Source organism: Bacillus cereus group sp. N24, assembly GCF_016483345.1.
GTDB classification, from domain to species: Bacteria; Bacillota; Bacilli; order Bacillales; family Bacillaceae_G; genus Bacillus_A; species Bacillus_A toyonensis.
This window is the reverse complement of the sequence record NZ_JAEHCA010000001.1, coordinates 83,977-110,783: the sequence shown is the minus strand read 5'-3', so window position 1 is coordinate 110,783 and position 26,807 is coordinate 83,977. Positions and strand designations below refer to the sequence as shown.

The following is a 26,807-nucleotide window of genomic DNA, read 5'->3' as shown; positions in this document are numbered from 1 at the left end:
ATGGAAAAGATGGATCGAATGGATACGCTCTCTCTGTGGACAGCGACTGCAAACAGCTATGATAAAGGAAAACCTCTTGAAGGAAATGAAGAGGCGGATGTTGTCATTATTGGCGCAGGTTTCACAGGTCTTTCTTCTGCATATCATTTGCAAAAATTAGGAAAGAGTGTCATTGTCCTTGAGCAGGAAACAATCGGATATGGCGCAAGCGGTCGCAACGGCGGGATGGTATTGCCGGGCTATAAGTCAACGATGCAGGAGCTTGCTAAAAAGTATGGTGCCGAAGAGGCAAGACAGCTTAACGATCTTTCTCTGCTTAGTGTTGAATTAGTTAAAAACATTATCGACGAGCATCAAATCAACTGTAATTTTAGAAAGACAGGTCACATTGTGGCAGCTTACAAAGCCAAACATTTTGAAGGATTGAAACATGAAAGTGAGTACTTAAACAAAAATTTTGGATATGAATGTAGCGTGCTTAATCGAAGTCAGTTGCATCAAGAAATTGATTCCCCGCAATATTATGGTTGCTTAGTCGACAACTCGAGTTACTCATTCCAACCACTGAACTATGCAATTGGTTTGGGGGAAGCAGCGAAATCAATTGGTGCAAAAATCTTTGAGCATTCGAAAGCATTATCTATTGAGTACGGCCGAAATAGTGTGAAAGTTGTTACAGAAAAAGGTACTGTTACAGCGAAAGACATTATTGTTGCTACAGATGGTTACTCTGGAAAAATCATGGCTGAACTGAATAAAGGCGTACTGCCAATTTCGGCACGCATTATTGCTACTGAACAGCTTTCAGAAACACTTTTGAATAGCGTCATTCCTAAAGATCGCATGGTTTTTGATACGAGTAGTTTCCTTTACTATTTCAGGCGTACACCAGATAATCGAATCGTATTTGGCGGTGGTGATATTCGTCCGAACTTAGGTGATGCCGTTTATCAAAGTGTGTACGATGCTATGGTTAAAATAATGCCAAAACTAGAAGGAAGCAAGATAGATTACAGGTGGGGTGGATTTATCGGTGTGACAATTGATACGTTCCCGGTTATCGGTAAATCTAAAGAAGGTGCATATTTTGCAACTGGTTATACAGGCCACGGCGCGTCTCTCTCAACATTGTTTGGTAAGTTATTGGCACAATGGATCGTTACGGGGAATGCAGGTGGATATCGATTTGAAAAGGAACGTCTCAAATCATTCCCATTCTATAATCAGAAAACGATGCTGGTCAATATAGCACATATTGGTTTCAAGCTGGTAGATATTATTGCGTAAAGGAGAGGTGTTTATGGAAATAAACATGTTCATTGACGGAAAATGGGTAGAAGCATTATCGGGTGCTAGACGAAATATTATTAATCCTGCAACTGAAGAGGTTATTGCAACGTCCGCTCATGGATCAGCAGATGATGCGAAACTAGCAATAAAGGCGGCGCGTAAAGCGTTTGACAGCGGAATTTGGTCAGATTTATCGGCTGATGAAAGAGCTGATTATCTATATAAGATTGCAGATCGTCTTGAAGAGAAGACAGCTGAAATTGCCCGTTTGGAAACTGCAAATAACGGTAAGGTTATTCGTGCAACAACCTATGTAGATATTCCAGTATCGGTTCAATGCTTCCGCTATTATGCTGACTTGATTAAAGGTATAAAAAAGGAATCTTACAATCGTGATGATTCTTCAGAAACGATTGTTATTCATGAACCGATTGGTGTTTGTGGACTGATTGTACCTTGGAACTTCCCGCTTATGCTAGCTGTTTGGCAAATTGCTCCTGCACTTGCCGCAGGGAATACAATTGTAATTAAACCTGCTGACGTCACTCCTGTAAGCGTATTCAAGTTATTTGAAATTATCGAAGAGATTGGGCTTCCAGACGGAGTGGCAAACTTAGTATTGGGACCTGGTTCAAAGGTTGGGAATGAGCTTGCAGAGAGCTATGATGTTGACAAAATTGCCTTTACAGGTGGAACAAAAACAGGTCAAAGTATTATGCGAGCAGCCGCGGGCAATATGAAAAAAATTACACTGGAGCTAGGGGGGAAATCTCCACTTATTGTGTTCGACGATGTGGATTTTGAAACTGCTGTCGATAATGCGATGTTTGGTATTTTCCACAACGCTGGGCAAGTTTGTTCAGCTGCATCCCGTTTGCTTGTACAAGAGACCATTTACGATAAATTTGTTGAAAGATTGGCCGAGCGTGCAAGTACAATTGTAGTTGGCAACGGGGAAAGCGAGAATATCGAAATGGGAGCTCTCACAACCGAGTCTCATATGAATGACGTTTTACATTATATAAAGAGTGGAATGGAAGAAGGTGCAAAATTAGTTTGTGGTGGTAAACGTTTAACAGAAAATGGGCTTGATCGAGGTTTTTTTATCGCACCAACAATCTTTGCTGATGTAAATGCAGATATGCGTATTGTTAAGGAAGAGATTTTTGGACCAGTCCTTGTTGTACAGAAATTTAAAGGTGAGGAAGATGCGATCCAAAAAGCGAATGATTCCATTTATGGATTAGCCGGTGCTGTATTTACTGAAGATATGGACCGAGCAAAACGTGTCATTAGTAAATTGCGTGCGGGAATTACTTGGATTAATAGTTATCATCTTGCTTATGTTGAAGGTCCTTGGGGCGGGTATAAGCAAAGTGGAATCGGTAGGGCTTTAGGTGTTGCCGGGCTGGAGCACTTTATGGAAACGAAGCAAATCAATATCCACCAGCATGCCAAGCCTGTAGGTTGGTATGTGAATTAATTGAGCTTAACTTGCTATATAAATTATTTGTAAGGGGATATGCTCATGAAAATAGTGGACAACCGTCCGTCATCGAACATAGAGAAGCCAGAAGGAATGAATAAGTCGGTGGATGATTCAGTGCTCGGAACCAAAAGTATTCCGTTACTATATTTACGGTTTGCTTTGGCAGGAATTATGGCTAATGTAATTCTAGGAGTTGTATCGGTTATTGATGGCTATTTCGTCAGTGGCTTTCAGGAGCTAGAAATCGAAGGAATCGGAATTGGATTTACGGTCATGGTTATTACCCGTATGATTGGGGTTCTTTTGGGGATAGGAGCCGGAGCGGTCATTTCACTTCGAATGGGGAAAGGGAAGATAGAAGAAGCTAGAAGTATTATGGGACAAACTTTATGGTTTACTCTTTTCCTTTCCACTTTGATAGCTGTACTTGGATTGGTCTTTGAAACTGATATTATGATTCTATTTGGAGCAAGTGATGAAGCACTTCCGTATGCGGTGCAATATAGCCGACTACTATGGATTTCGTTGCCATTAACGATATTGGCCGTTGTATTAAGTATTTTAGCTAATATCGATGAAAAACCTATATTGTCAATGAACAGTTGGTTAGTCGCAGCAGTTGTTGCTGGAGTTATGGAATGGATTATGGTAGTGAAGTACGACATGGGGATGATGGGTTCTTCATGGGCTAATACGATTTCGCAATCGATTCCTGTTCTCTTAATCTTTTATTTCTGGTTTGGTAAAACAAAACTGAAGCCAAAAATGAAAGATGTGATGATTAATCTTAAGAAGATTGGTGAAGTAGTTTGGACGGGGTTTGCATCTTTCTCTAGTCAGTTCATGATGTTTATTGCAATTATTTTCACCAACAATTTACTGCAAAGCTACGGAAGTGGTCTGCACGTTGCAGCTTTCACGATTCAAAATGGTTACATTACAAATCTTCTTGCTTTAGCGGCGCTCGGTGGGATGACAGGGCTTCAACCGATTATTAGTTATAATTACGGTGCAGGCAACCTTGATCGTGTGAAACAAGCAATTAAGATGGGACTCATTTTTACAGTTTCCTTCTTTGTAATTGTGACAGCTATATTAATCATTTTTGCAGATCCAATTGTGTCATTTTTTTCCGGTGGTAATCCTGAATTGCAAAAACTGGGCATTTGGACGACGGTTGTATTCAATTGTTTGTTTACACTTAGTGCAGTTAGCTTGCTTGTCTCTGGTTATTTTGAATCACAGGAGAGAAACTGGTCCGCAACGTTTATTAGTGTTAGCAAAATATTGTTGTTCATGATACCGTTTCTATTTATTTTTCCGAAGTTCTGGGGTGTAGAAGGTGTATGGTACGCTGCTCCTGCTGCCGAAATTCCAGGCGTTCTCATTGCCATATACTTTATGAGAAAAGAGTTCAAACGTTTAAAGGTTACCAATGTTAATACAGATACCAATGTTAAAACAGTAGATGTATAGGAACGTATTCCGTCAAAATTACTAATAAGAGAGAGGGGTATCATCATGTTTTTTGCGAAAAAAATTACAGCAGAAGAAGCAGAGCAACTAGGTGCCAACACATGGGAACCATGGGTAGGTGAACCAAATAAAGGAACGTGGCATGTAGAAGAACAGGAAGTTTTCTATGTGACAGACGGTGAAGTGTTTATTACTGTTGATGGAAAAAAGTATCATGTTACAAAGGGCTGGGTTGTTTCCTTGGATAAGGACCTTGTTTGTGAATGGGATTGCCCAGTATTTTTGAAAAAGAATTATAAGATGAACCATGAGATTAATCTGAAATAATGTGAACTGGGGAGTGGACAAATGCTAAGCAGATGACTGCTCCTGCATATGCAATCGATAAGAGTAAGATTAGTAATGTTAGAGAAATGTATATAAATAAGTTTATATACCGTCTAATGAATGCGCTTTCTTTTTTGTGAATGCAATACATACATAGGACGGCTATCTTAAAATTAGGAGGTTTCACCATGGTAGTAACCAAAAATGTACAAACGTTAAAAAATTATATTGGTGGACAATGGATAGAATCTAAAAGTAAACAAGTAGAAGATGTACCAAATCCAGCAACAGGAGAGATTATTGCTCGTGTGCCGCTTTCGACTAAAGAAGATTTGGATAGAGCTGTAGCAACTGCGAAAGAAGCATTCCAAACATGGAAAAAGGTTGCTGTACCTCGGCGTGCTCGGATTCTATTTCGCTACCAACAGCTTTTGATTGAAAACTGGGAGGAGTTAGCGAAACTCGTTACCTTGGAAAATGGAAAAAGTTATAAAGAAGCTTACGGTGAAGTACAGCGAGGGATTGAATGTGTTGAATTTGCAGCAGGTGCACCTACTTTAATGATGGGAGAGCAACTTCCTGATATTGCTACTGGTGTTGAATCAGGGATGTATCGTTATCCAATCGGAGTAATCGCAGGAATAACGCCATTTAACTTTCCGATGATGGTGCCATGCTGGATGTTCCCACTCGCGATTGCATGCGGAAATACGTTTGTATTAAAACCATCTGAAAGAACACCGTTGCTGGCGAATCGCATAGCTGAACTGTTTAAAGAAGCAGGTCTTCCAGATGGAGTACTAAATGTTGTACATGGTGCACATGACGTCGTGAATGGCATTCTTGACAATGAGGATGTGAAGGCTGTATCTTTCGTTGGTTCTCAACCTGTCGCTGAGTATATATATAAAACAGCAGCAGCAAACGGCAAACGTGTACAAGCTCTTGCAGGTGCAAAAAATCATTCGATCGTATTAAAAGATGCGGACCTTAGTTTTGCAGTGAAAGAAATTACAAGTGCTGCCTTCGGTTCAGCGGGTGAAAGATGCATGGCGGCGGCTGTTGTTGTCGTGGAAGAAGACGTTGCAAATGAGCTCGTTAATAGACTGCTTCAAGAGGCGAATGCAATTACGATTGGTAATGGTCTGGAAGAAGATGTTTTCCTTGGTCCCGTTATTCGTGACGGCCATAAAGAGCGTACACACGGATACATTCAATCTGGTATAGAGCAGGGAGCGACACTTATTCGTGACGGACGTGAAGATGATGCAGCAAACGGTGACGGTTATTTTGTCGGTCCAACGATTTTTGACAATGTGACACAGGAAATGAAAATCTGGCAAGATGAAATCTTCGCACCGGTTCTTTCTATTATACGCGTAAAAGACTTGGCGCAAGCAATTCATGTTGCTAATGCATCACCGTTCGCAAATGGTGCATGCCTATACACCGATAGCGCGAAAGCAATTCGTGAATTCCGTGAAGAAATTGATGCAGGTATGCTTGGGGTCAATCTTGGGGTTCCTGCTCCAATGGCATTCTTCCCATTCTCAGGTTATAAGAAATCCTTCTATGGTGATCTCCATGCAAATGGAAAAGATGGCGTAGAATTTTATACACGCAAGAAAATGCTTACGGCTCGTTATTGATAGAGTGATAGAAAATCATAAACGGATAGAATGGAGTTGGTGATTGTGCAAGCGACAGAGCAAACACGAAGTTTGAAACAAGCAGATGAAAAGTACCTTTGGCATGCAATGAAAGGAGCATCCCCTAATCCAACGAATTTAATTATTACAAAAGCAGAAGGAGCATGGGTGACGGATATTGATGGAAACCGTTATTTAGACGGCATGTCCGGTCTTTGGTGCGTGAATGTTGGATATGGCCGTAAAGAGCTTGCAAGAGCGGCTTTTGAACAACTGGAAGAAATGCCATATTTCCCTCTGACACAAAGTCATGTTCCTGCTATTAAATTAGCAGAGAAATTGAATGAATGGCTTGATGATGAATACGTTATTTTCTTTTCTAACAGTGGATCGGAAGCAAATGAAACAGCGTTTAAAATTGCTCGTCAATATCATCAGCAAAAAGGTGATCATGGACGCTATAAGTTTATTTCACGCTATCGTGCTTATCATGGTAATTCAATGGGGGCTCTTGCGGCAACAGGACAAGCACAAAGAAAGTATAAATATGAACCACTTGGGCAAGGATTCTTGCATGTAGCACCGCCTGATACGTATCGTAATCCAGAAGATGTTCGTACACTGGCAAGTGCTGATGAAATCGATCGTGTCATGACATGGGAGTTAAGTCAAACAGTAGCCGGCGTAATTATGGAGCCGATTATTACTGGGGGCGGCATTTTGATGCCTCCTGATGAATATATGGCAAAAGTAAAAGAAATTTGCGAGAAGCACGGTGCGTTGCTCATTTGTGATGAAGTAATATGTGGATTTGGGCGGACAGGGAAGCCGTTTGGATTTATGAATTACGGTGTCAAACCAGATATCATTACGATGGCAAAAGGTATTACAAGTGCGTATCTTCCTTTGTCGGCAACAGCAGTTAAACGAGAGATTTATGAGGCGTACGTAGGCAGCGAAGATTATAATCGATTTCGCCATGTGAATACGTTCGGAGGAAACCCTGCAGCTTGCGCCTTAGCTTTGAAAAATTTAGAAATTATGGAGAATGAGAAACTCATTGACCGTTCCAAGGAATTGGGTGAACGACTGTTATATGAACTAGAGGATGTAAAAGAACATCCAAACGTAGGAGATGTTCGCGGAAAAGGTCTTCTTTTAGGTATTGAACTAGTGGAAGATAAGCAAACAAAAGAACCAGCTTCCATTGAAAAGATGAACAAAGTTATCAATGCTTGTAAAGAAAAAGGTCTAATTATCGGTAAAAATGGTGACACTGTTGCCGGTTACAATAATATTTTGCAACTTGCACCTCCATTAAGCATTACAGAGGAAGACTTTACTTTTATCGTTACAACAATAAAAGAGTGTTTAGCTCAACTTTAATTTGTTAAAAGGCGGAAGATCCTATTGAGAGATGTAACTGTAAATACGGAATGAATTACTCGAAAAGGGTAATTCCGAAAGGGTTGAGTTTATGAAAGCTGATGTTGTCTTGTTAAATGGAGAGGTTATTACAGTCGACCAAAAGAATACAGTAGTCGAAGCTGTGGCAATACAAAATAATCGTATCGCATTTGTTGGTTCAAATGAGGAGGTTAAGAGTTTTATAGGAGAAAAAACGGATGTAATTGACTTGCAAGGAAAAACGCTTCTTCCTGGATTCATTGATTCCCATCTTCACCTCATTTCTTATGGACAAAATCAGTTGGCTGTCAGTTGTAAAGCTGAACATATTGATTCTATCGAAGCTTTGTTAGATGACCTAAAAAAGAAGGCATTAGAAACGCCAAAAGGTGAATGGATACGTGCTTGGGGCTTTAATGAAACCGCTGTGAAGGAAAAGCGTTATCCAACAATTACTGAGCTGGATGACATTTCAGTTGACCATCCTATTATTATAACTCGTACTTGTCACCACATAAGCGTAGTGAACAGCAAAGCATTAGAAATTGCGCAAATTAACGAGAACACACCGAACACGAGTGGGGGAGTTATTGATAAGGATCAGGCAGGAAAGCTTACAGGAAGGTTAATTGAAGCAGCAAATATGGAGATGAGTGAAGTTGCAAGTTATAAAGAAAGTGAAATGATGAAGGCTGTGAAAATTGCATCAGATCATTTCGTTGCAGCTGGTATAACGAGTATACATGACGCAGGTGGAGATGGACCTGAGAGTTTTCGTTTACTACAACGAGCTGTGAAGAGTAGGGATATTCGTGTCCGAATATATGCAATGATATGTCAAATAAATAACTCCCATGAATTTGTTAATAAAATGGTCGAAGCTGGTGTGATAACTGGTACGGGAGATGAGAGGTTCAAGGTTGGACCAGCTAAACTGTTTACAGATGGAAGTAGTACTGGACCTACAATTGCAACCCGTGAGTCGTATTCGAGTGATCGTAACAATTATGGCATTCTTTATTATAATGAGGAAGAAATTTATCAAGTGTTAGGCGAAGCACACAAAAAAGGTTATCAAATCACTGTGCATGCACAAGGTGATAAAGCTATTGAAATGTATTTAAATTGTGTAGAAAGGGCGTTAGAGGAATCACCAAGAAAAAATCATCGTCATCGAATCGAGCACGCGGGAATTTCTTCACCAGATTTACAAGAGAGAATGAAAAAACTTGAGATAGTTCCAATTCCAAACCCTCCATTTCCATATGAATTCGGAGAGATATATTTACGGCACTATGGTGATCGTGTTAATCATATGTACGCTGCTCGTGATTATATTGATCGAGGCATCATTGCAGCAGGTAGTTCGGATGCACCAGTTACCGACTATAACCCTTTATTAGGAATTCATGTTGCTGTCAATAGAAAAACGAAGTCTGGAATAGAGGTTGGTGTGAATCAATCTATAAGTGTAATGGAAGCTATTAAACTATACACATGGAATGGCGCTTATGCGAGTTTTGAAGAAGAGATAAAAGGAAGCATAGAGGTCGGAAAGTTGGCGGATTTAGTTATATTAAATGACAGCATTTTAAGTGTGAATCCAAACCAAATTAAAGATTTAAAAGTAGAAATAACTATTATTGATGGTGAAATTATTTATCAAGAAGAACAATCAGTGAAAATTTAATATTTCATCGTTTACATACCACGTAACTCTTGTAATGTTACGTGGTATTTTAGTTTGTTAGTTTTATGGAAATATAACGGTGCCATCGTATAGTCGTTTCATACCAGTATTCATTTACATAATTTTCGATATAGGAAATAACTATTTTTTTCTTTTAACTGTTGTTAATAGTACAGATTAACTTTTTTAATACTTGAGCTACATCATCTTTATCAATTGTACGATAGAGATAACGACTTCCTTTTTCATTTCTCCTAATTGTCTTCTTTATATGAATCGCAGGTGATATTGCTACTTTTTTAATATATTGGTAAAATAAGTTCTTGGGTCTTACTTATTGTGATTCGTATAGTGATTGTCGCTCGACTTAAAGAAAATAGGTACAAAAATTTTGCACTATCTAAAGAGGGGACGTCAACGATTCCCTCTTTTTGGAGCCACTCACAAATGTAAAGCAAGAGAAGAGGCTATATCTCCTCTCTTGTTTAGATTAACCAGCTACTACAATTGGAACAGGTATATCAAATTCAATATATGGAGGATGTTGATTGGAATCTAGTCGGCATCCTGGTGGATAATGCTTTTTTAGCAATCTATCAATTCTAATAGAATCGATAGATTGTTAGAAAGTGGAAAACGGTTATCCGTATATTCCGAAGCAGATGTAACAGAGTGTCCTTCCATAATGAAGTGTAAAACCAAAATACGTTGTTTAAAAAGTTATTTGTTAAAATTGGTTATAAGTAATAGAACAGAAAAGAGGATTACATGTTACATAATTTACAGAGAAGTAAAAATAAATTATTATTATGTCTTATTTTTTTAGTAATTTTAACCGCTTGTGATAATACAGATGTTAAGTCATCTAAAGCTTCATCACCACCGGCTCAATCAAATACAGATACATCATTAAAAGCACCAAACTGGGTAGAGAAAAGTCCCATTCAACAGTCTCCTAATTTTATTGAAGATAAAAAAGTAAAATCGGTTGTGAATGTAATGGCAACGGGTGATAATTTATATCATGATGCAGTAATTAAAGATGGCAAACAAAAAGACGGTTCATATGATTATCACTATATTTATGAAAATATCAAAAAAGCTGTTCAATCAAGTGATCTTGCTATAGTGAACCAGGAGACTCCAATAGCAGGAAATAATCTAAAAGTACAGGGATATCCGACTTTCAATACACCTGAAGAAGTAGGTCAATCTTTAGTGGACACTGGATTCAATATAGTGACGCAAGCGACAAATCACGCTATGGATATGGGTATTAAAGGTGTTGCGAATACAAGAGAATACTGGAAGAAATATCCGGATGTTATCCCATTAGGCATTAATGAGAATCAAAATGAGCGTAATGAAATAAAAACGATTACAAAAAATGGTATTCGTTTTGCGTTACTAAATTATACATACGGTACGAATGGAATTAAAATTCCAGCTGATAAGTCTTGGGCATTAAATGTAATGGATAAAAAAGCGATACAAAATGATGTGGAAAAGGCAAAGAGTAGCTCCGATATGGTGATTGTTATGGTGCATTGGGGAGTAGAATATACCTCTACACCTTCAAAGCAACAAAAAGAAGTTGCTCAATATTTAACAGATTTAGGTGTAGATGTAGTAATTGGAAATCATCCACATGTAATTCAACCAATTGAGTGGAAACAAAATAAAGATGGACATGATACGCTAATCTATTATTCTCTTGGAAATCTTATTTCTGCTCAAGAAAAATTAGAAACATTGGTTGGAGGACTATCTTATATACAATTCGTCAAGTATGAAGATAAAACTTTTGGTATACGACAAGCGGCACTCGTACCGACAGTAACCGACTATGCTGATGGTAAGAAACAATTTAAAATTCAATTTTTAAAAGATTATTCGGATGAAGATTCTAAAAATCATGGGATTAAAAAATTTGTCGGCCCCGTTTCTTTAGAGGATTTCAAGGAGATTCCTAGAGATGTGTTGGGAAATTGGTATAAAGACTAATAAACAAAAAGGGAATGAGATACAATTAAAAAATTTATAATTTTAGCATTGGTATTGGCAATGGGATGGAGCCTTGCTGCTTGTAGTGGAAAGCAAACATCTCAGGAAACTACTAATAATAACGATAAAAATAAAAATGAGATAAATGCGAATAAAAAAGATGTTTTACCTATCTCTGATGTTAATGATTGGAGAATTATTCTTGTAAATAGAGAGCATATGTTATCAAAGGAACTAGGAATTGAATTAACAAGTATTACTCAAAATGCGAAGCCAAATATGAAAATAGATAGTAGAATTGCAACTTCCTATCAGGATATGGTAACAGCTGCAAAAAAAGAGGGAATCAATCTTTATTTAAGATCAGGTTATCGAGCTATAAAATTACAACAAACTTATTATGATGCTTCAGTTAAAAGCTATAAATCTCAAGGTTTGTCGGATAAAGAGGCTAGTGCTAAGGCATTGGAATATCTTCAGTATCCTGGTGCAAGTGAACATCATACGGGATTAGCGTTAGACATTATTTCAGTTGAATGGCAGAATACGGTAGAAGATTTAAATGCAAAATTTGAAACGACTGATGCATTCAAATGGTTAGATAAGAATGCTGCAGAGTATGGGTTTACTCTCCGCTATCCGAAAGATAAAGAGAATATTACTGGCATTAAGTATGAGCCATGGCATTATCGTTATGTAGGAAAAGAAGTTGCTGTGTATCTAAAAGAAAAAGGGTTAACTTTAGAAGAGTATAGCGAAAAAATTAAGTCAGGCAAGTAAAAATACACTTGGATTCTATTAAAAATTATGCACTGCCACAGGAAAAGGTGGATCTGAGGATGTGTTAACCTTCCGCCTAGTATTGTAAAAACTGTGTATGATAATTTGAGCACGTATGAACCAGTTATCGTATGAAACGCAAGAAATTAAATTTATAAAAGAAGCAGTGGAAAAGGATCTGATATTTATATCAGATCCTTTTTCATTCGTAACATAGAATACTTACTTAATTAGGCCTTAAAGACTGCCTGCTTTTGAGGTATTACAATTGAAGAAAAATGCGAAAGCTATTTATAAAATATGGAAATGTTAAAACCCCTTTGATAAAATAGCAATATGCAAAAATAATTATTCGTTAATTCTTAATGTAATGAATATTCATGTTTATATATACGAATTTAACTACATAATTATTGTAATAAAGGGGGAGAAAGATGTTAGATGAATTGTACAATGCTTTTTTAAATGCCTCTGGTTTTACAGAAAGTGCGAGGAAACGAGATCGGTATGATGATTTACATGATTATTTAAAAGATAAAGAAAGAGAGTTAAAGCAATTCATTCAAGAGGCTGAATCAGCGAAGAGAGATTATGAGAGTAAAAGTAATGGCTTGGAAGCTAATAAAATTCCGGCAGTTGAATTTGAACAAAAACGTCATGAAAAGGATGAAGAATTAAATACATTAGTATCCTATTTTAAAAGTGCATTAAGCGATGTTGGATCTGCAAAAGGTACAGCTTATGCAAAGTATTTGGAATATAAAGCGAAAGCAGAATCGGAGAAAGCGTCAGCATACGCTGCAGCGACTAAGGCTTTTGAAGAAAAGAAAAAGGAAATTGAAAAACTTATCCATTAAGCATACAAAGAATGGAGGGAACCAACATGAGTGGTAAAGAGGTTGAAATTATAGGAAGTAACACTGCAAGTGCCATTTCTTACGCACAAAACATTGAAAATGGTATGAAGGATTCTTTAAACGAAGCGAAAAACTTAAAAGCATACGTTACATGTGCAAACTGGAATGGAAAAACGAGAGATGCCTTTTTAAGTTATCTAGATTTAATCATTCAATATAACTCAGAACTGGTAGATGCATTTGAAGGACATACGAAAGCTTTGAAAGAGTTAGATAAAAGTATTCAAACGTACGGAGATAGATCGGAAGTAAGGGCGATAAAACAGTTGTGATGGAGAAATGAGGGATAAAAGAATGGGGAAAGAAATGAGTTTTGCACCTGCTGAATTATATGTTCTCGCAGGTGCAGCTGGGGTTACCGATATATTTGGATTGCCAAACCGTGACGTAATTATTTTACTTGATGCAGAATGTGTCACGAAAGCAACTACGAGTTTAAAAGAAAAAGGCCTACTTACAAGTGAAAATGGAATTACACCTGCAGCTTTTCAAATAATTGAACTATTAAAGGAATATGAAAATTGTCATGAATACACGAGAATGAATAATGTATTAATTGGCTTTTTGAAACATGATAAAGACCGAGTGGCTGTATTAACAGAAGTAGAGCCAAATAAAAAATACGAGATCGACTACATACCAAAGCCAGATGTATATTTTTCATTATTAACACGCATCCCTTTCTTATTGAGAGAACCGAGAGAAATAGAAGATACATTTTTCTCAAAGAGAATGACAGAAACAGAACAACAAACATTTGAGGGAAAAGATTTATCAAATAAAGACGTTATAGCGATAGAAACGTATACGAGGCCTCGAAGTAATAGAGGAGGAAAATGGGAATGTTTCTTATATTTCACTGAAGGAGAAGATTTCGTTCAAATAGATGTAGATCGTAATCGATATGACTGGGTGAGCCTCTATGCGGTTAATAAGAAATTGTATGACGTGTTAAAAATGCCATATAAAAAGTTAATTGACCCGAGACAATTCTCGTTAGGAGGTATTCAATAATGCAAGTATCAATGGGAGATAGTGGTTCTGGTGGTGGAGAAGAAGTATTAGTTAATTTTCAAGAACTACTTGATATAGTAATGAAGTTAGAAAATATATATAAAATCCATTTAGACGTCATTGGAACAAATATTGAGAGTTTATTAAGCAGTGATTTTTATCAAAAAGGTGAAGCGATGAGAGTAATTGAAAAATATCCTGATATATTACACAAAACACTAGAATTGGCTGAACACTATTTGAGGTCGGCGAAAGTTGTAGGAAATGTATGTGTAGAAATGCTTGAAAAGGACGAACAATTACGTGAAAGATTAAGTAAGTTGTAGAAATCACCATATGGCTGGGGGATGAAAACGAAATGGATGTGAAATATAGACCTGAACCATGGCAAGACATGGGAGATGGTATGAATCGAATCAAACTAGATGCACTCATGAAATTACGGGACGCAAATGAATCATTAAAAAAAATTGATGGAAGAATACGAGAATTAGACTCGGATGGTAGTATACATTTTAACCCAAAAGATCAATCGCAAAAAATTGGGGAATTACTTGATAGCTATTCGACATTACAAAAATATTGCGGAGAAGTAGGGCGAGTAGTCTCTGAACATATAGATAAACCTTTTTTAGTAGAAATGGATAAATTCGCTCAAAAAATGAGAGATACATCTATTCTCAGTTTCGAAACAGATAACCGAATTGGCTCCACAACAACGACAGTATTACCAGATGCGCATGCAGGGTACGGAAGTGTACCACAAACAATAAAAACAAAAAAAGATAAAATAACAATAGAAGATATTTTTAAAGATTCACCTGCATTTGATAACGTACTGAGAGAGGAATACAAAGAACTAAAAAAACAAAATCCGGATGCAAAACTAAATTATGAAGAATACAAGAAAGTAGTCCCATCCACACGAGGATTTGAATACAAATCGATAGAAGATGAACAGAAAAAACTAGAAATGGTGCGAGACATAGGAATAGGCGTAGGAATCATCATCACAACAATCCTTTGCCCACCACTCGGGGCCGCTGCCGCAGTAGTATACGGCGCTGTACAAATAAAAAGCGGTATCGACGGAGAAGACTGGGGAACACACCGGAAATTGAGCCAAGAAGAGCGGGTAGGAAACATCATTTTTGGCGGATTAGATGCAATCCCAGTTGTTGGAGCAGTAGGAAAAGGAGTAAAAGCATTCAAAGGCACGAGTGAATTAGCTGATTTAGCGAAATTATTAAAATTCAAAGAAGGAATGCCTGGTTTTAATCCAAATTTGGGTAAAAATGTGGTACAATCGCTTAAGGAAAATAAGACTTTAAAAAATGCACTAGATGCTATGAAAAATACTCCTATTCCAGTAGCAGTTAGGACGGTGGATACTGGAATAGGAATGAAGCTTCCTTATATAGAATCTTCAACTGTTGGAGAAGTAGCTGGAAAGTTTTCAAAGGCAAGTACGGCAGCTAAGGATGACGCTTATCAACTTGCTAAGGGTACGGGTGAAGTCAAGCATTTAGATGATATACCTAGAATAAAAGAAATTGAAGTGAAATTTAACTACAAAACAAAATTCGATTCAGAAGAATTTGCAAGACAGTTAAAGGATCAAGAAAAAGGTATGAATGAATTAACCGTACATGAATACCGGGAAAATCGAAATCGATTTATTGATAAAGGTAGGGCAATAGAAGGAAATGCATACCAGCAGGCAGCAAGAGAAAGAGCATTAAGAGATAAAATTGATGAGTTATTTGAACAAGGATTAACACTTAAAGAAGCAAAGACGCAAGCGAATGAATGGATGAAAACTCAAGCAGCACTTCATAATCCAGATCAGGTTGCGGGTGGAAGACCTGAAATAATAGGAGGGATGGGAGATAAGAGGGTTAATTTCTCTATAGGTAGTCAATGGCGGACTAGAATCAAAATTGTTGATAAACAAATCGAGGAAATAGCAAAAAACATGACATCAGAACAACTAAAAAATACTTATTTGAATGTCAAGTTAACACATTAAAGGAGGAAAAAAATTGCATAAATTAAAAATAATGAAGGAATTTAAACTGGAACAAAAAGTCCCTGAAAGTATAATTGAAAAATATTCTAATACACTTCCTGAATCATTAACTGATATTTGGAAAGAGTATGGATTTGGAACGACCTTGAATGGATTTCTTAGGTTAATAAATCCTGAAGATTATTTTGAAATTGTCAAAGAAACATATATTAGACACCAAAATACAATACCATTATTTACAACAAGTATGGGGGATATCCTTTTGCTTGAGAAATATGGTGATAAATCATATATTATTCAATTAAATTATCGTAAAGGGAAATCAAAAGTCATTGCTTCTAAATTTGAGCTATTTTTAAGGTTTCTTGAGGAAGAAGAATATTTAGAAGAAGACATGGAATGGAATCCTTATTCAGTAGCTATCCAAAATTACGGAATACCAACTTATAATGAGTGTTTTGGTTACGTTCCTCTTCTTGGATTAGGAGGGGCAGAAAAAGTAGAGAATCTGCAAAAAGTTAAATTGATTGAGCATATTTATTTAATTACTCAGTTTATGGGACCGATTGAATAAATAGAAAGAATAAATCATTGTAGACCAAGAGATTACTTAAAGGTAGTCTCTTTTATTTTAGATAATACCTATTGTAACACTATGGAGAAGAATTGGCAGAATCTATGATTCTTTTATTAGATTATATGATTTTGAGTACGATGGAGATATAGATGAAGTTAAATTTAATTTATAAAGAATCAGTTGTATATGAGGAGTGGGATGAATAGTTTATAATAAATAATTTAAGAGGTTAAGCATATATGTAGATGAGTAAAAAATAAAGTATATTTGCAGTGGAAAGAAAAAGAATAGGCTGTTAGAAAGTACGTACTTCATGATGGTTGGACCATCATAGGGTACAATGTGCAATGATAGAAGAGAATACGAAGTACGAGCTTAGGCGATATGACATTTTAATGGGTGATGAATATAAACACATGGAATGTATATTAAACTAACGAACTCGTACAAACTCGTAAGTTTTAACACAGTAGTTTTCATGACATACAAAAGGTATCATTTTGTTAATATAAAACTTACAAATTTATGCTACTTAAAAACAGAAGAACTTAAAGCACTTGATTGTCGACTAAAGGCAATGAGTGCTTTTTTGCGTTTAAGGATAGAAATGAGTAGGCACATTGTAGTTTTATAAGTGCCTAAGTGTTGAATCTTTATTATTGTTTTAATAGATTGTACTGGCTATATGATAGCAGAGAAAAAATTGTAAAAGGGATTAAAATAACAACAAACCTCGGATTATTAGTAAAAAGATGAGATAGAGAAACTATTTTTCATTCAAATTTAGTACAATCATTGCGAGACGGAAAAAATATTGAGCTTGAACGCACGAGACTAGCAAGCTTGAAAGTAGAAAAATCTAGAAATGAAACAATGTATCAGTTTGGTGGAAATAAATTATGGGGAGAGGGTATTAGATGAGAAAAGATTTAGAGTGGGAATATGCTGATGCAGAAGTATCAGAAACTAAGATTAAAGAAATTGGATTACAATTAGGCTTCCAGTTACCTCAAGATTATATTGATTGTGTAAAAATAAATGGAGGTGCGAGTGTATTACCAGAAGAATTTAATGTAGGCAATGTAGAGCGTTGCTTTGGTAGTTTATTTAGTTTTGATGAGGAAAGTAGTGAGTACATTATTAAAAAGTATGAAATATATAAACCTACGCTTCCGCAAAAGATTTTCCCTATTGCAATTGATCCAGCTGGAAATTTAATATGTTTAGATTATAAAAATAATACAGAAAACCCAATTGTAGTTTTTGGGGAGCATGAGAATGCTGGCGAAAAAGAAATGTTAATGCGTCAAGAAGGTTTAACAGAAGCACAAGTAGAAGAACTGGCAAGAGAAAATGTATTTTATATTGCAGATACATTTACTGATTTTTTAAGTAAATTACACGATTAAAAAATATAATGATGAATGAAAAATAAAGTTTATGTGAAGTGGATAGAAAAAATAATAGGGTGTTTGAAAATAGATACTCCATGATGGTTGTACCATCATGGAGTACTATGTGCAATGATAGAATAGAAAACGAAGTACGAGCTTAGGCGAAATGGCATTTTACATGGCGGTGAATATAAACACATGGAATGGGTATGAAACTAACGAACTCGTACAAACTCGTAAGTTTTAACCTAGTAGTTGTCATGACATACAAAAGGTGTCATACTTTTACTACAAAACTTACAAATTTATGCTATTTAAAAACATATGAACTTAAAGTACTTGATTGTCAATTAAAGGCAACAAGTGCTTTTTTGCGTTTTAGGATAGAAATGAGTAGACACATTATAATTTTATAAGTGCGCTAAGTGTTAAATTTTTATTGTTGTTTTATAGATTGTAATGGCTATGTACAGTGTACGACGATAGTAGAGGGAAAAATAAAGGGTTGTGTTATTTTTTGAAGTCATCGTAAAGTACGTTTTAACGGATGGACGTTATGCATACGTTATCCGCAAAAAACGGGTAAACGTTACAGGGACTTTAGTTGCTGTAACGGGAAGGGGCTCAATATGGGAGAGAAAGTAGTTGGTTATGTATGAGTTTCAACGGAAGGACAAGTGCGTGAAGGGTATAGCCTAACGTATCAAGTAGAAGAAATTGAACGGTACTGCATCGAAAATAAACTACAACTGCTTCACATATACGAAGATAAAGGAATCAGCGGAGCGAAAGTAGATGAAGATGGATTAACAGTTGAACGTGAAGGTCTACAAGAGCTATTGTCGGATATGTCATATCATCAAGTGAGCAAAGTTATTGTACTAAATACATCTCGGTTATGGCGCTCTGATATGGCAAAAGTGTTAATACAATGAGAGCTAAAGAAACACAAGGTTGATGTGAAACCAATTGAACAACTGAATTACAGTATATATACACATGACCCTAATGACTTTTTAGTAAATGGCATGTTAGAACTATTAGATCAATATCAACGTCTTGAGATTGCATTAAAGCTAAGTAGAGGCAGAAAGAAAAAAGCAGAACAAGGGGGATATGCGGGGGGCGGTGTGATGTTTGGTTATAGAGTAAAGAAAGGACAAAAAGTGTTAGAGGTAGATGCGGAGAAAGCGATAGTTGTACGTAGACTATTTGAATTAAGACACTTTTTTAAACATTGGTCGCTAACTCAATTGGCAGAACGACTAAATAGGGAAGGGTATTGTACTGAGAAAGGAAAGCTGTTTACGAAAGTACAAGTGAAACGCATGTTAGATAGAGAGAACTTTTATCGAGGGGTGTATACATACGGGCAAATACAAACAAATGGGAAGCATCCAGCAATTATATAAAAGTCGTACTTAAAAAAATCGCTCATTTTACTATATGTACTTATGAAATTATGAAAATGGATAGGCTTGCGTACCTATGCGCATCGGAAGATGAACGCTCGAACTAAGGTTGCCGACATTTTTATATATGACTAAATCATTGGATAGAGGGATGAGTTATGCATAATAGACAGAACTATTTGTATGTAGGAGTAGATTTACATAAGGAGCATCATACGGCTGTTATGATTAATTGTTGGCAAGAGAAATTAGGAGAAATACAATTTGAGAATAAACCATCTGCATTTTCGAAGTTTTTATTAGAAGTAGAGACATATGTGAGTGCTGGGGTATCAGTTGTATTTGGTTTAGAGGATGTTGGTGGTTATGGAAGAGCATTAGCGAAATATTTAGTAGATCATGAACAAGTAGTGAAAGAAGTAAATCCAGCTTTATCATTTTTAGAACGAAAGAGCCAAGTGATGATACAAAAAAATGATAGTTGGGATGCGGAATGTGTGGCACGTATATTGGTAAACAAATTTGAGCAACTACCAAATGTAAATCCAAACGATTTATTTTGGTCGATACAACAATTGGTTTCAAGAAGGAATGCATTAGTAAAAGCACAAAGTGCATTAAAGAACCAACTACATATTCAATTAAACCATCATTATCCAAGCTATAAAAAGTTTTTCTCAGAGTTAGATGGAAAAACAGCATTAGCATTTTGGGAGCAATATCCGTCACCCTCTTGTTTAGAGGGGACGAATATAAAGCGATTAACAACTTTTTTATTAGATGTTAGCAACAATACATGTTCAGTAAAGAAAGCAAGTGAAATATTAAGGCTTGTGAAAGAAGATGGACAAACAATGAAAGAGTATCAAGAAATGCGAAACTTTTTAGTAAGAAGTATTGTACGGGAGATTGAGTTTAAAAAGAAGGAAATGAAATACATCGAAAGAGAATTAAAACAGCTAGTAAATCTACTAGATTATCAATTAGAGACGATGCCGGGAATAGAACTTGTGACGGCATCAGCATTAATTGCAGAAATTGGAGATGTAAGACGATTTCCAAATGCCAACAAATTAGCAAGATTTGCGGGCATTGCACCTGTTTACTTTGGTTCTGGTGGGAAAGGTAAGACACACAAAAGCAAACAAGGAAACAGGGCGCTACACGCTTTATTTTATAATTTAGCTGTACAACAAGTGCAAGTAGCAAAAGGAAGTAAGATGCCACGAAACCCAGTGTTTCATGCGTACTATCAAAAGAAGCTTAAAGAAGGTAAAACAAAAGGACAAGCATTGGTATGTATTATGAGAAGGCTTGTAAACATTGTATATGGCATGATGAAATATAAAACAGCTTATGAATTGCCGGTAGTGGAAGAAAAAGAAGTAGTTTAATAAGGTTTACATGGTTTGCTTTTTTATTGTGAGGGTTTAAGATTACAACATAGGGTACGGGTGAAGGTAGTAAGAAAATCTCTGATGTTCCTCATGTAAAAGAAGCAAGAGATATTATAGCAGAGAGAACAAAAGGATTAGATTTAAATCAGCATCCAACTGCGACAAAGCAAATGAGTTCTAAGAAAATGAAAGCATTAAGAGATAAGATTGATAATAGAACTATTACAAAACAAGAGTATGCAGACTACATCTGGAATAAGAAATTTGCTAAAAGACGGGATAAAGGAGTTGAAGAATTTTGGTACCAAGAACAACAAAGAATATTAAATAATGAACCGCTTACTCGAGAGTGGTCTCAAGAACAGTTAAAAGATATTCTTGCTGGTAAAACTCCTAAATTTGATGGTAAACCAATTGCAGGGCATCATAGTTATAGTGCTGCAAAATATCCGCATCTCGCTGATAAGGGAGAAATAATCTATCCAGCAACTTTTCGTGAGCATTTTTACGGATGGCATGGAAGAAAGTGGAGGAATAGTATTCCAGGTGAGCCTATAATACCAATTAAAGACTTTTAAGGAGGTAAGAATTTATGGTGAAGATGAGACTGAAAATTGATGATGATTCAAATAAATTAAAGTATGTATCGATTATCAGACAGAATAATGGAGCAAGTATTCAAGATATTAAAAGAAATATAGAAGATAATAATGTGGTACTAGAATGTGATTATTTTGATACAGATGAATTAAAAGACTTCAAAAAAACAATGGAGGCTTTAATAAGTAAGGGGGCTACTGTACATTTGTTTCAAGATAATCGAGAGGTTCAAATTGATTATATAAGTAACCTTATTAGTTCATATGAACAAATTGCTGAAGACAGAGAAAAGCTAGATGATAGAATTTTAGGTGATGATTAAGAGAGATTAGGGTATTGAAATATACATTATCAACTTTATGTATTGAATAGTGAAGAAAATAATAGCAATTATGGTGTTGAAGATAAACACGCATAAACGTATATGTAGATGAATAAAGATAAAGTATATTTGTAGTGGAAAGAAAAAGAATAAGTGGTTTAAAAGTGCGTACTCCATGATGGTTGTACCATCATGGAGTACAATGTGCAATGATAGAATAGAAAACAAAGTATGAGCTTAGGCGAGATGACATTTTACCGGGCGATAAATATAAACACATGGAATGTATATTAAACTAACGAACTCGTACAAACTCGTAAGTTTTAACATAGTATTTGTCATGATGTACAAAAGGTGACATACTGTTACTATAAAACTTGCAAATTTATGCTACTTAAAAACATATGAACTTAAAGCACTTGATTGTCAATTAAAGGCAAAAAGTGCTTTTTTGCGTTTTAGCATAGAAAATTAATAGGAAACTATAATTTTGTTATGTAAACTTTTTCTGTTTTTTTACATGGTTTATAAAACTAAAAAGGAGATAAATATTCACTATTACTTTCATTCCTGTTATAAAAAATTCTACAATAGAAGACAGAACGTATATTTGGTATAATCGAAACATACTATATGGAATTACGGACATGAGTTTGAAATTCATGTAATAAGGTAAGTACTACATAACAATACATAATATTTAAAGTTCCAGTACATATAGGATTCAGTTCATGTTATATAAATCAATTGTGAGAAAGGAAAAGATGTAATGAATCAAATTTCATTTGAAGATTTATTTGAAGAAGAAAAAGAGAAGGTGGAGGTAGCTGAGATACCCGTACCGTTATCGCCATTGCAAAAAGCTATTTTGGAATTACTTAATTCTGAAGAAATAAGTGCACTTGAGCTATGCGAACGATTAATACGATCTGGTAAAATACCCGATGAAAGATTCACAACAAATAAGCCTAAAGCATATGGTCAAGTATGCTTAATATTAGAAGGTTTTGTTAAAGAAGGAAAACTTATTTTTATCAAAGATGATGAGAAAAGAGATAGAGTATATAAATTGAAAGAAGAAGTTTTAGATGTATAGAGGGAAATGAATGATTGGTTCTCTTTAACTTTGAGTCCGATTAATCTAGTAATGTCCATAAAAAAAGGTGTCAATCTCACTTAGATTGACACCTTCATACTTTTAACACCTTACATATTTACGTTTGAAACCAAGTCTGCCTCTATCAAGTTCTTTTTGAATACTTTCTGAAGCATTTAGTAAACTGCTTTTTTTCTTATCACGTTTTACTTCAACTATACCAACTTCTTTTGCAGTCTCAACTGCCTTTTCGTGTAGCGGTACATATGAAATTGCCACAGTGTTTAGGAAATTATTCATAGCGGATTTTGTTCGTTCTGGTGAATCGTGAATTGTATTTTTTACCATTTCAAGCATATCGGAAATTTTGCTTTCAGAAAACTCATTGTCTTTGCGATTCCCTAAAAGCCAGCAGTAGCAACTCCAGCCTGCAGACATTTTAAGCTCATCCCCACTTGTAATCCATTTATCAGCAACATCTTGTGCAATGTTTGCCTCTGATAAAGTTACTGCCACTACATAATCGGATAGCATATAAAAATATGCCCCGTCTATCCAGCGATCAAAATCAGACTCACTCATAGCTTTTGGATCTGCAATAATACCTGCAAAGTACATAGCATCGTAGTTACCTGTGGCATAAAGTTCCTCAGCCAACTCTTGATTTAATTTTAGTTTCTTAGCGATTGGTTTCATAGCACCCGTAGCTACGCCGAAAACTGGCTCGTGTGCACCGTTAGATATGTATATTTTTTTCGTTCTTTCCTTACCAAGGGATTCAAGTTCTTGCATCACTGTTTTAAAGTCCATAGCTGTGCACTTCCTTCCTTAATATAAAGACCATCTTAATTGTAATGATATAGTTTATATTTTTTATCGAGTCTTCCATACTTCTCAAATTTAATACTAATCGTATGTGAGTAGGATGTCTACTTTCTATAATTCCTTGGCAATTCAGTTTGTGATTTTGACCCTCCATCTGGTTATGCTCATGAGAATATTACCTTAAGATAAACGGGAAAGAGACAAAATAGATGTATAACTTTCCGCATAGGTTTTTAAAGTGGGAGAATGTAAATAATATTTTATCTTTGGCACTTTCTCTGTAGTGTTATGTTATTATTTGGTAAGGGGATAAGTGGAATTTAAAGTTAAACATGTGAGGTTGGTTACAAATGATAAAGAAATTTACTAGAGTAGTATTAACGGTGGTTATGCCGATTGGTCTTATTACGGGTTGTAGAACTGCTGAAAAAACTGAAGCAAAAGAGCCGAAAGCGGTACAAGTGGAGAAAAAGGATTATACGGATTACTCATATGGTAGCAAAGGTATATTAGTAAGCGGAAAAGCGAAAGAACGTCTACAATACGAGGTAGGATATATGGATGATAACAAGTTAATTGGGATTGACGAAAGTATTGAGGACTGCATTATTTTAGATAATAAAGATGAAGCAGGTCTCATTTGGAAACAAATAGAGCGTGGATCTATTATTGAAGTGCAATATGGTAAAGACCGAAAAGACATAGTAGGGGTACAATTAGTAGAAGATCGTAAGCCATACGAAATTAGTGATAAGTTTGATCGAAATACGATAAATGAGATTGTTGGACAAGTTAAAGGTAATTTGTAATAGAGGTATTTCGTTAGTATAGGAACCATTAACATGACATGGCGAATCGCATACATAAAAGTTTGGAATCAACGGCATTTTTAATATGAAATGCCGTTGATTTATTTTAAAAAGTAAATGGTATTCTATAGTCTTGTAGAAAAATGCATATTAGAAAATATATAAATGAATTATTCTTTTTTTAGTTGTGATGATTGCCGTAAGGTCATTGCCCAAAATAAAAGAGCAAAAGCACTAACGGATACACCTAATAGGCATACTCCGTTCCATCCGTACTTTGCATAAACATTTGTTGAAAGAATGGCACCCGTTGCACTACCGATAGAATAAAAAATCATGTAACTGGCAGTGATTCGACTTCTTGCTTCAGGGCGCACTGTGAAAAGCATACTTTGATTGGTGACATGTACAGCTTGCACAGCTAAATCTAAAAGGATAATGCCGAAAATTAGTAACAATAGAGAGTAGTTAATAAATTTAATTAGGAGCCATGAAAGTACTAATAAAGATAAGGCTATGCCAGTTGTTCGTTGTCCTAGTTCTTTATCAGCTAATTGTCCCGCCTTCGTAGCAGCTAATGCACCTGCAACTCCAGCAAGGCCGAATGCACCAATAGCTGTATGTGATAGATTATGAGGTGTAGCAGCACTTAGAGGTAATACTAAAGAAGTCCATAAAATACTGAATGAAGTGAAAATGAGCAATGCTAATATTCCGCGAATGCGTAAGAGTCGTTCTTCTACAAATAATAAGAGAACAGAACGTATTAATTTTCGGTAAGGTATAGTTGTCATTCTTTTCTGTTCAAGAGTAGGTAAATTCCGATGTAATAAAAAAGATACGAAGAGTAAAAGGGTAGCGGAGGTGAGATAAACGGACCGCCATCCAGCTAAATCTGTTAATGTGCCTGCAAATGTACGAGCAAGGAGAATACCTATTACAACGCCGCTTGTCACGAAACCTACTATGCGTCCACGTTCAGCTGGATTAGCTAAAATTGATGCGTATGCGACGAGTGTTTGCGTAACAGTTGCAAGAAGTCCTACTAAGGCCATACCTATAAAAAGTATGGTGCTGGAGGGAGCGATCCCGATTACAATTAAAGCGAAAACAGATAAAAGCATTTGAACAATAATGAGTCTCTTTTGGTTTAATAAGTCACCAAGTGGAACGAATAAAAGTAATCCGAGTGCATAACAAACTTGAGTAATCGTAATCACAATACCGATAGTTGAATGACTAATCTTAAATTCATTTGATAAAGAATCAAGTAGTGGATGAGCAAAGTATATATTCGCTACAGCCATCCCGCAAGCTATTGCGAATAATAGAGTCATATAGCGTGACATGGTTGCATGAACAGGTGAATGTATATGAGTATGTTTTAGAGTGGTCATCATTTTTTCTTTGCTACTCATAAAATCAGCTCCTTTTTGTGTGATTAGAAATAATGTACCGAACGGTATGTTATTTCGTAAGTAAAATATAATCTCGAAGAAATAGATATGTCAAGTTTATTTTGAATTGATAACGTTTTCTTTTGACACATCGTTTATAATTTAATACGATATATAATATACTGATCGGTACATAAAGTGATAATGTATAATCTTAAAAAATAGATGGAGAAGGAGAGGGTTTTAAATGGCTCGACTACGCGAATTTGATGAAGAAAAAGCTTTGGATGCTGCTATGCAACTTTTTTGGGAGAAGGGGTACGCTGCTACTTCATTAAGTGATCTAACTGCTAAAATGGAAATACAAAAACCGAGTTTATATTCAGCCTTTGGTGATAAAGAGGGTTTATTTGAAGCGGCATTAAGGAGATACACAAATTTACATGCGGCTCGTATACGAACAAAACTTCAAAGCGGAAAATCTGTAAAAGAAGCAATTCGGACATTGTTTGAAAATATAGTGGAAGAAGAATATAAAAAAGAATTAAGTAAAGGTTGTTTTTGTATTAACACAATGGTTGAGCTTGCTCCTCATAATGAAAAGTTTGAAGTGCTAACTAGAGAACATCAAATGTATCTCTCAGTTATATTTCAAGAATTAATTACGAAAGGAATTCAGTCCGGAGAACTGCAAAGTGATTTGAACGCTAAAGCAGTAGCGCAAACATTAGTCACCTCTTTAATAGGATTAACAGTACTAATGAAATCACGCCCAGAACGTTCCGTTATAGATAATTCGGTATGTATAATCGTATCGCTACTAAAATGATTTGTAGAAGTGTATTTCAACTAAACTTATTAATATTAGCCACTTTCATTTATAAGTTTCAATCGTCAAGTACTGGA

Annotated in this window: 26 protein-coding genes and 1 pseudogene; 25 read left to right on the top strand and 2 right to left on the bottom strand. The window is 35.8% G+C overall.

Annotated features, from left to right (window positions below):
- From JDS95_RS00515 to JDS95_RS00415, 23 genes and pseudogenes are all read left to right on the top strand, one after another.
- Positions 1-1,287: an NAD(P)/FAD-dependent oxidoreductase gene (locus tag JDS95_RS00515; RefSeq protein ID WP_000413844.1), complete on the top strand. Its 1,287-nt coding sequence runs from the start codon at positions 1-3 to the stop codon at positions 1,285-1,287.
- A gap of 13 nt (positions 1,288-1,300) precedes the next feature.
- Positions 1,301-2,773 (top strand): aldehyde dehydrogenase family protein, encoded by a 1,473-nt coding sequence (locus tag JDS95_RS00510; protein WP_000405151.1) that lies wholly within the window; start codon positions 1,301-1,303, stop codon positions 2,771-2,773.
- Between the two features lie 45 nt (positions 2,774-2,818).
- Positions 2,819-4,255 (top strand): MATE family efflux transporter, encoded by a 1,437-nt coding sequence (locus JDS95_RS00505; protein WP_000706169.1) that lies wholly within the window; start codon positions 2,819-2,821, stop codon positions 4,253-4,255.
- A gap of 45 nt (positions 4,256-4,300) precedes the next feature.
- Positions 4,301-4,582: a cupin domain-containing protein gene (locus JDS95_RS00500; RefSeq protein ID WP_000464526.1), complete on the top strand. Its 282-nt coding sequence runs from the start codon at positions 4,301-4,303 to the stop codon at positions 4,580-4,582.
- Positions 4,583-4,770: 188 nt separating this feature from the next.
- A complete protein-coding gene (locus JDS95_RS00495) occupies positions 4,771-6,231 on the top strand; it encodes a CoA-acylating methylmalonate-semialdehyde dehydrogenase (RefSeq protein WP_000261822.1) in 1,461 nt (486 codons plus the stop codon).
- 30 nt (positions 6,232-6,261) lie between these two features.
- On the top strand, positions 6,262-7,617 hold the full coding sequence (locus JDS95_RS00490; RefSeq protein WP_002044034.1) for an aspartate aminotransferase family protein: 1,356 nt from the start codon (positions 6,262-6,264) through the stop codon (positions 7,615-7,617).
- 91 nt (positions 7,618-7,708) lie between these two features.
- Positions 7,709-9,328 (top strand): amidohydrolase, encoded by a 1,620-nt coding sequence (locus JDS95_RS00485; RefSeq protein ID WP_199690131.1) that lies wholly within the window; start codon positions 7,709-7,711, stop codon positions 9,326-9,328.
- 768 nt (positions 9,329-10,096) lie between these two features.
- On the top strand, positions 10,097-11,332 hold the full coding sequence (locus JDS95_RS00480; protein WP_199690130.1) for a CapA family protein: 1,236 nt from the start codon (positions 10,097-10,099) through the stop codon (positions 11,330-11,332).
- Between the two features lie 48 nt (positions 11,333-11,380).
- Positions 11,381-12,112: a M15 family metallopeptidase gene (locus JDS95_RS00475; protein ID WP_000241999.1), complete on the top strand. Its 732-nt coding sequence runs from the start codon at positions 11,381-11,383 to the stop codon at positions 12,110-12,112.
- Between the two features lie 434 nt (positions 12,113-12,546).
- Complete coding sequence (locus JDS95_RS00470; RefSeq protein WP_000883460.1) at positions 12,547-12,969, top strand: hypothetical protein; 423 nt, start codon at positions 12,547-12,549, stop codon at positions 12,967-12,969.
- Between the two features lie 26 nt (positions 12,970-12,995).
- A complete protein-coding gene (locus JDS95_RS00465; protein ID WP_000014533.1) occupies positions 12,996-13,301 on the top strand; it encodes a WXG100 family type VII secretion target in 306 nt (101 codons plus the stop codon).
- Positions 13,302-13,323: 22 nt separating this feature from the next.
- Positions 13,324-14,043: a DUF5081 family protein gene (locus tag JDS95_RS00460; RefSeq protein ID WP_000514129.1), complete on the top strand. Its 720-nt coding sequence runs from the start codon at positions 13,324-13,326 to the stop codon at positions 14,041-14,043.
- Positions 14,043-14,369, top strand: coding sequence for an MFS transporter (locus tag JDS95_RS00455; RefSeq protein ID WP_085450378.1), 327 nt, complete (start codon positions 14,043-14,045; stop codon positions 14,367-14,369). Before JDS95_RS00460 ends, JDS95_RS00455 begins: the two co-directional genes overlap by 1 nt.
- Positions 14,370-14,401: 32 nt before the next feature.
- Entirely contained in the window at positions 14,402-16,072 is a 1,671-nt protein-coding gene (locus tag JDS95_RS00450; RefSeq protein WP_085450377.1) for a polymorphic toxin type 15 domain-containing protein, read from the top strand.
- A gap of 31 nt (positions 16,073-16,103) precedes the next feature.
- A complete protein-coding gene (locus JDS95_RS00445) occupies positions 16,104-16,646 on the top strand; it encodes a T6SS immunity protein Tdi1 domain-containing protein (protein ID WP_029948785.1) in 543 nt (180 codons plus the stop codon).
- Between the two features lie 430 nt (positions 16,647-17,076).
- Positions 17,077-17,283 (top strand): hypothetical protein, encoded by a 207-nt coding sequence (locus JDS95_RS31025; protein WP_085450497.1) that lies wholly within the window; start codon positions 17,077-17,079, stop codon positions 17,281-17,283.
- A gap of 283 nt (positions 17,284-17,566) precedes the next feature.
- Complete coding sequence (locus JDS95_RS00440; protein WP_085450376.1) at positions 17,567-18,058, top strand: SMI1/KNR4 family protein; 492 nt, start codon at positions 17,567-17,569, stop codon at positions 18,056-18,058.
- Between the two features lie 194 nt (positions 18,059-18,252).
- The gene (locus JDS95_RS31780; protein ID WP_139823512.1) at positions 18,253-18,459 is read left to right on the top strand and encodes a hypothetical protein; all 207 of its coding nucleotides are present in this window, start codon (positions 18,253-18,255) and stop codon (positions 18,457-18,459) included.
- 261 nt (positions 18,460-18,720) lie between these two features.
- A pseudogene (locus JDS95_RS00435) lies at positions 18,721-19,455 on the top strand (recombinase family protein).
- 158 nt (positions 19,456-19,613) lie between these two features.
- Complete coding sequence (locus JDS95_RS00430; RefSeq protein WP_085450374.1) at positions 19,614-20,849, top strand: IS110 family RNA-guided transposase; 1,236 nt, start codon at positions 19,614-19,616, stop codon at positions 20,847-20,849.
- A gap of 188 nt (positions 20,850-21,037) precedes the next feature.
- Positions 21,038-21,430: a hypothetical protein gene (locus tag JDS95_RS00425; RefSeq protein ID WP_230075157.1), complete on the top strand. Its 393-nt coding sequence runs from the start codon at positions 21,038-21,040 to the stop codon at positions 21,428-21,430.
- 14 nt (positions 21,431-21,444) lie between these two features.
- Complete coding sequence (locus JDS95_RS00420; RefSeq protein WP_002171737.1) at positions 21,445-21,774, top strand: hypothetical protein; 330 nt, start codon at positions 21,445-21,447, stop codon at positions 21,772-21,774.
- Positions 21,775-22,543: 769 nt separating this feature from the next.
- Positions 22,544-22,870 (top strand): DUF3895 domain-containing protein, encoded by a 327-nt coding sequence (locus JDS95_RS00415; RefSeq protein ID WP_001071903.1) that lies wholly within the window; start codon positions 22,544-22,546, stop codon positions 22,868-22,870.
- A 102-nt stretch (positions 22,871-22,972) separates the two neighbouring features.
- Here the strand turns inward: JDS95_RS00415 and JDS95_RS00410 are convergent, their stop codons facing one another.
- Positions 22,973-23,680: a DNA alkylation repair protein gene (locus JDS95_RS00410; protein WP_000346356.1), complete on the bottom strand. Its 708-nt coding sequence runs from the start codon at positions 23,678-23,680 to the stop codon at positions 22,973-22,975.
- 365 nt (positions 23,681-24,045) lie between these two features.
- On the opposite strand from JDS95_RS00410, the gene JDS95_RS00405 reads away from it, so the two are divergent.
- Entirely contained in the window at positions 24,046-24,504 is a 459-nt protein-coding gene (locus JDS95_RS00405; protein ID WP_000591656.1) for a hypothetical protein, read from the top strand.
- Between the two features lie 170 nt (positions 24,505-24,674).
- Here the strand turns inward: JDS95_RS00405 and JDS95_RS00400 are convergent, their stop codons facing one another.
- The gene (locus tag JDS95_RS00400; RefSeq protein WP_000095415.1) at positions 24,675-25,922 is read right to left on the bottom strand and encodes an MFS transporter; all 1,248 of its coding nucleotides are present in this window, start codon (positions 25,920-25,922) and stop codon (positions 24,675-24,677) included.
- A gap of 226 nt (positions 25,923-26,148) precedes the next feature.
- Here JDS95_RS00400 and JDS95_RS00395 point away from each other — a divergent pair, with 226 nt between their 5' ends.
- On the top strand, positions 26,149-26,730 hold the full coding sequence (locus JDS95_RS00395; RefSeq protein ID WP_000113326.1) for a TetR/AcrR family transcriptional regulator: 582 nt from the start codon (positions 26,149-26,151) through the stop codon (positions 26,728-26,730).
- Positions 26,731-26,807 lie beyond the last annotated feature (77 nt).

What these genes read in the sequence shown, in the direction of transcription:
- JDS95_RS00515 (WP_000413844.1), top strand. Translation starts at nt 1, where the DNA reads ATGGAAAAGATGGATCGAATGGATACGCTCTCTCTGTGGACAGCGACT.
- JDS95_RS00510 (WP_000405151.1), top strand. Translation starts at nt 1,301, where the DNA reads ATGGAAATAAACATGTTCATTGACGGAAAATGGGTAGAAGCATTATCG.
- JDS95_RS00505 (WP_000706169.1), top strand. Translation starts at nt 2,819, where the DNA reads ATGAAAATAGTGGACAACCGTCCGTCATCGAACATAGAGAAGCCAGAA.
- JDS95_RS00500 (WP_000464526.1), top strand. Translation starts at nt 4,301, where the DNA reads ATGTTTTTTGCGAAAAAAATTACAGCAGAAGAAGCAGAGCAACTAGGT.
- JDS95_RS00495 (WP_000261822.1), top strand. Translation starts at nt 4,771, where the DNA reads ATGGTAGTAACCAAAAATGTACAAACGTTAAAAAATTATATTGGTGGA.
- JDS95_RS00490 (WP_002044034.1), top strand. Translation starts at nt 6,262, where the DNA reads ATGGAGTTGGTGATTGTGCAAGCGACAGAGCAAACACGAAGTTTGAAA.
- JDS95_RS00485 (WP_199690131.1), top strand. Translation starts at nt 7,709, where the DNA reads ATGAAAGCTGATGTTGTCTTGTTAAATGGAGAGGTTATTACAGTCGAC.
- JDS95_RS00480 (WP_199690130.1), top strand. Translation starts at nt 10,097, where the DNA reads ATGTTACATAATTTACAGAGAAGTAAAAATAAATTATTATTATGTCTT.
- JDS95_RS00470 (WP_000883460.1), top strand. Translation starts at nt 12,547, where the DNA reads ATGTTAGATGAATTGTACAATGCTTTTTTAAATGCCTCTGGTTTTACA.
- JDS95_RS00465 (WP_000014533.1), top strand. Translation starts at nt 12,996, where the DNA reads ATGAGTGGTAAAGAGGTTGAAATTATAGGAAGTAACACTGCAAGTGCC.
- JDS95_RS00460 (WP_000514129.1), top strand. Translation starts at nt 13,324, where the DNA reads ATGGGGAAAGAAATGAGTTTTGCACCTGCTGAATTATATGTTCTCGCA.
- JDS95_RS00455 (WP_085450378.1), top strand. Translation starts at nt 14,043, where the DNA reads ATGCAAGTATCAATGGGAGATAGTGGTTCTGGTGGTGGAGAAGAAGTA.
- JDS95_RS00450 (WP_085450377.1), top strand. Translation starts at nt 14,402, where the DNA reads ATGGATGTGAAATATAGACCTGAACCATGGCAAGACATGGGAGATGGT.
- JDS95_RS00445 (WP_029948785.1), top strand. Translation starts at nt 16,104, where the DNA reads ATGAAGGAATTTAAACTGGAACAAAAAGTCCCTGAAAGTATAATTGAA.
- JDS95_RS00440 (WP_085450376.1), top strand. Translation starts at nt 17,567, where the DNA reads ATGAGAAAAGATTTAGAGTGGGAATATGCTGATGCAGAAGTATCAGAA.
- JDS95_RS31780 (WP_139823512.1), top strand. Translation starts at nt 18,253, where the DNA reads ATGAAACTAACGAACTCGTACAAACTCGTAAGTTTTAACCTAGTAGTT.
- JDS95_RS00430 (WP_085450374.1), top strand. Translation starts at nt 19,614, where the DNA reads ATGCATAATAGACAGAACTATTTGTATGTAGGAGTAGATTTACATAAG.
- JDS95_RS00425 (WP_230075157.1), top strand. Translation starts at nt 21,038, where the DNA reads ATGAAAGCATTAAGAGATAAGATTGATAATAGAACTATTACAAAACAA.
- JDS95_RS00420 (WP_002171737.1), top strand. Translation starts at nt 21,445, where the DNA reads ATGGTGAAGATGAGACTGAAAATTGATGATGATTCAAATAAATTAAAG.
- JDS95_RS00415 (WP_001071903.1), top strand. Translation starts at nt 22,544, where the DNA reads ATGAATCAAATTTCATTTGAAGATTTATTTGAAGAAGAAAAAGAGAAG.
- JDS95_RS00410 (WP_000346356.1), bottom strand. Translation starts at nt 23,680, where the DNA reads ATGGACTTTAAAACAGTGATGCAAGAACTTGAATCCCTTGGTAAGGAA.
- JDS95_RS00405 (WP_000591656.1), top strand. Translation starts at nt 24,046, where the DNA reads ATGATAAAGAAATTTACTAGAGTAGTATTAACGGTGGTTATGCCGATT.
- JDS95_RS00400 (WP_000095415.1), bottom strand. Translation starts at nt 25,922, where the DNA reads ATGAGTAGCAAAGAAAAAATGATGACCACTCTAAAACATACTCATATA.
- JDS95_RS00395 (WP_000113326.1), top strand. Translation starts at nt 26,149, where the DNA reads ATGGCTCGACTACGCGAATTTGATGAAGAAAAAGCTTTGGATGCTGCT.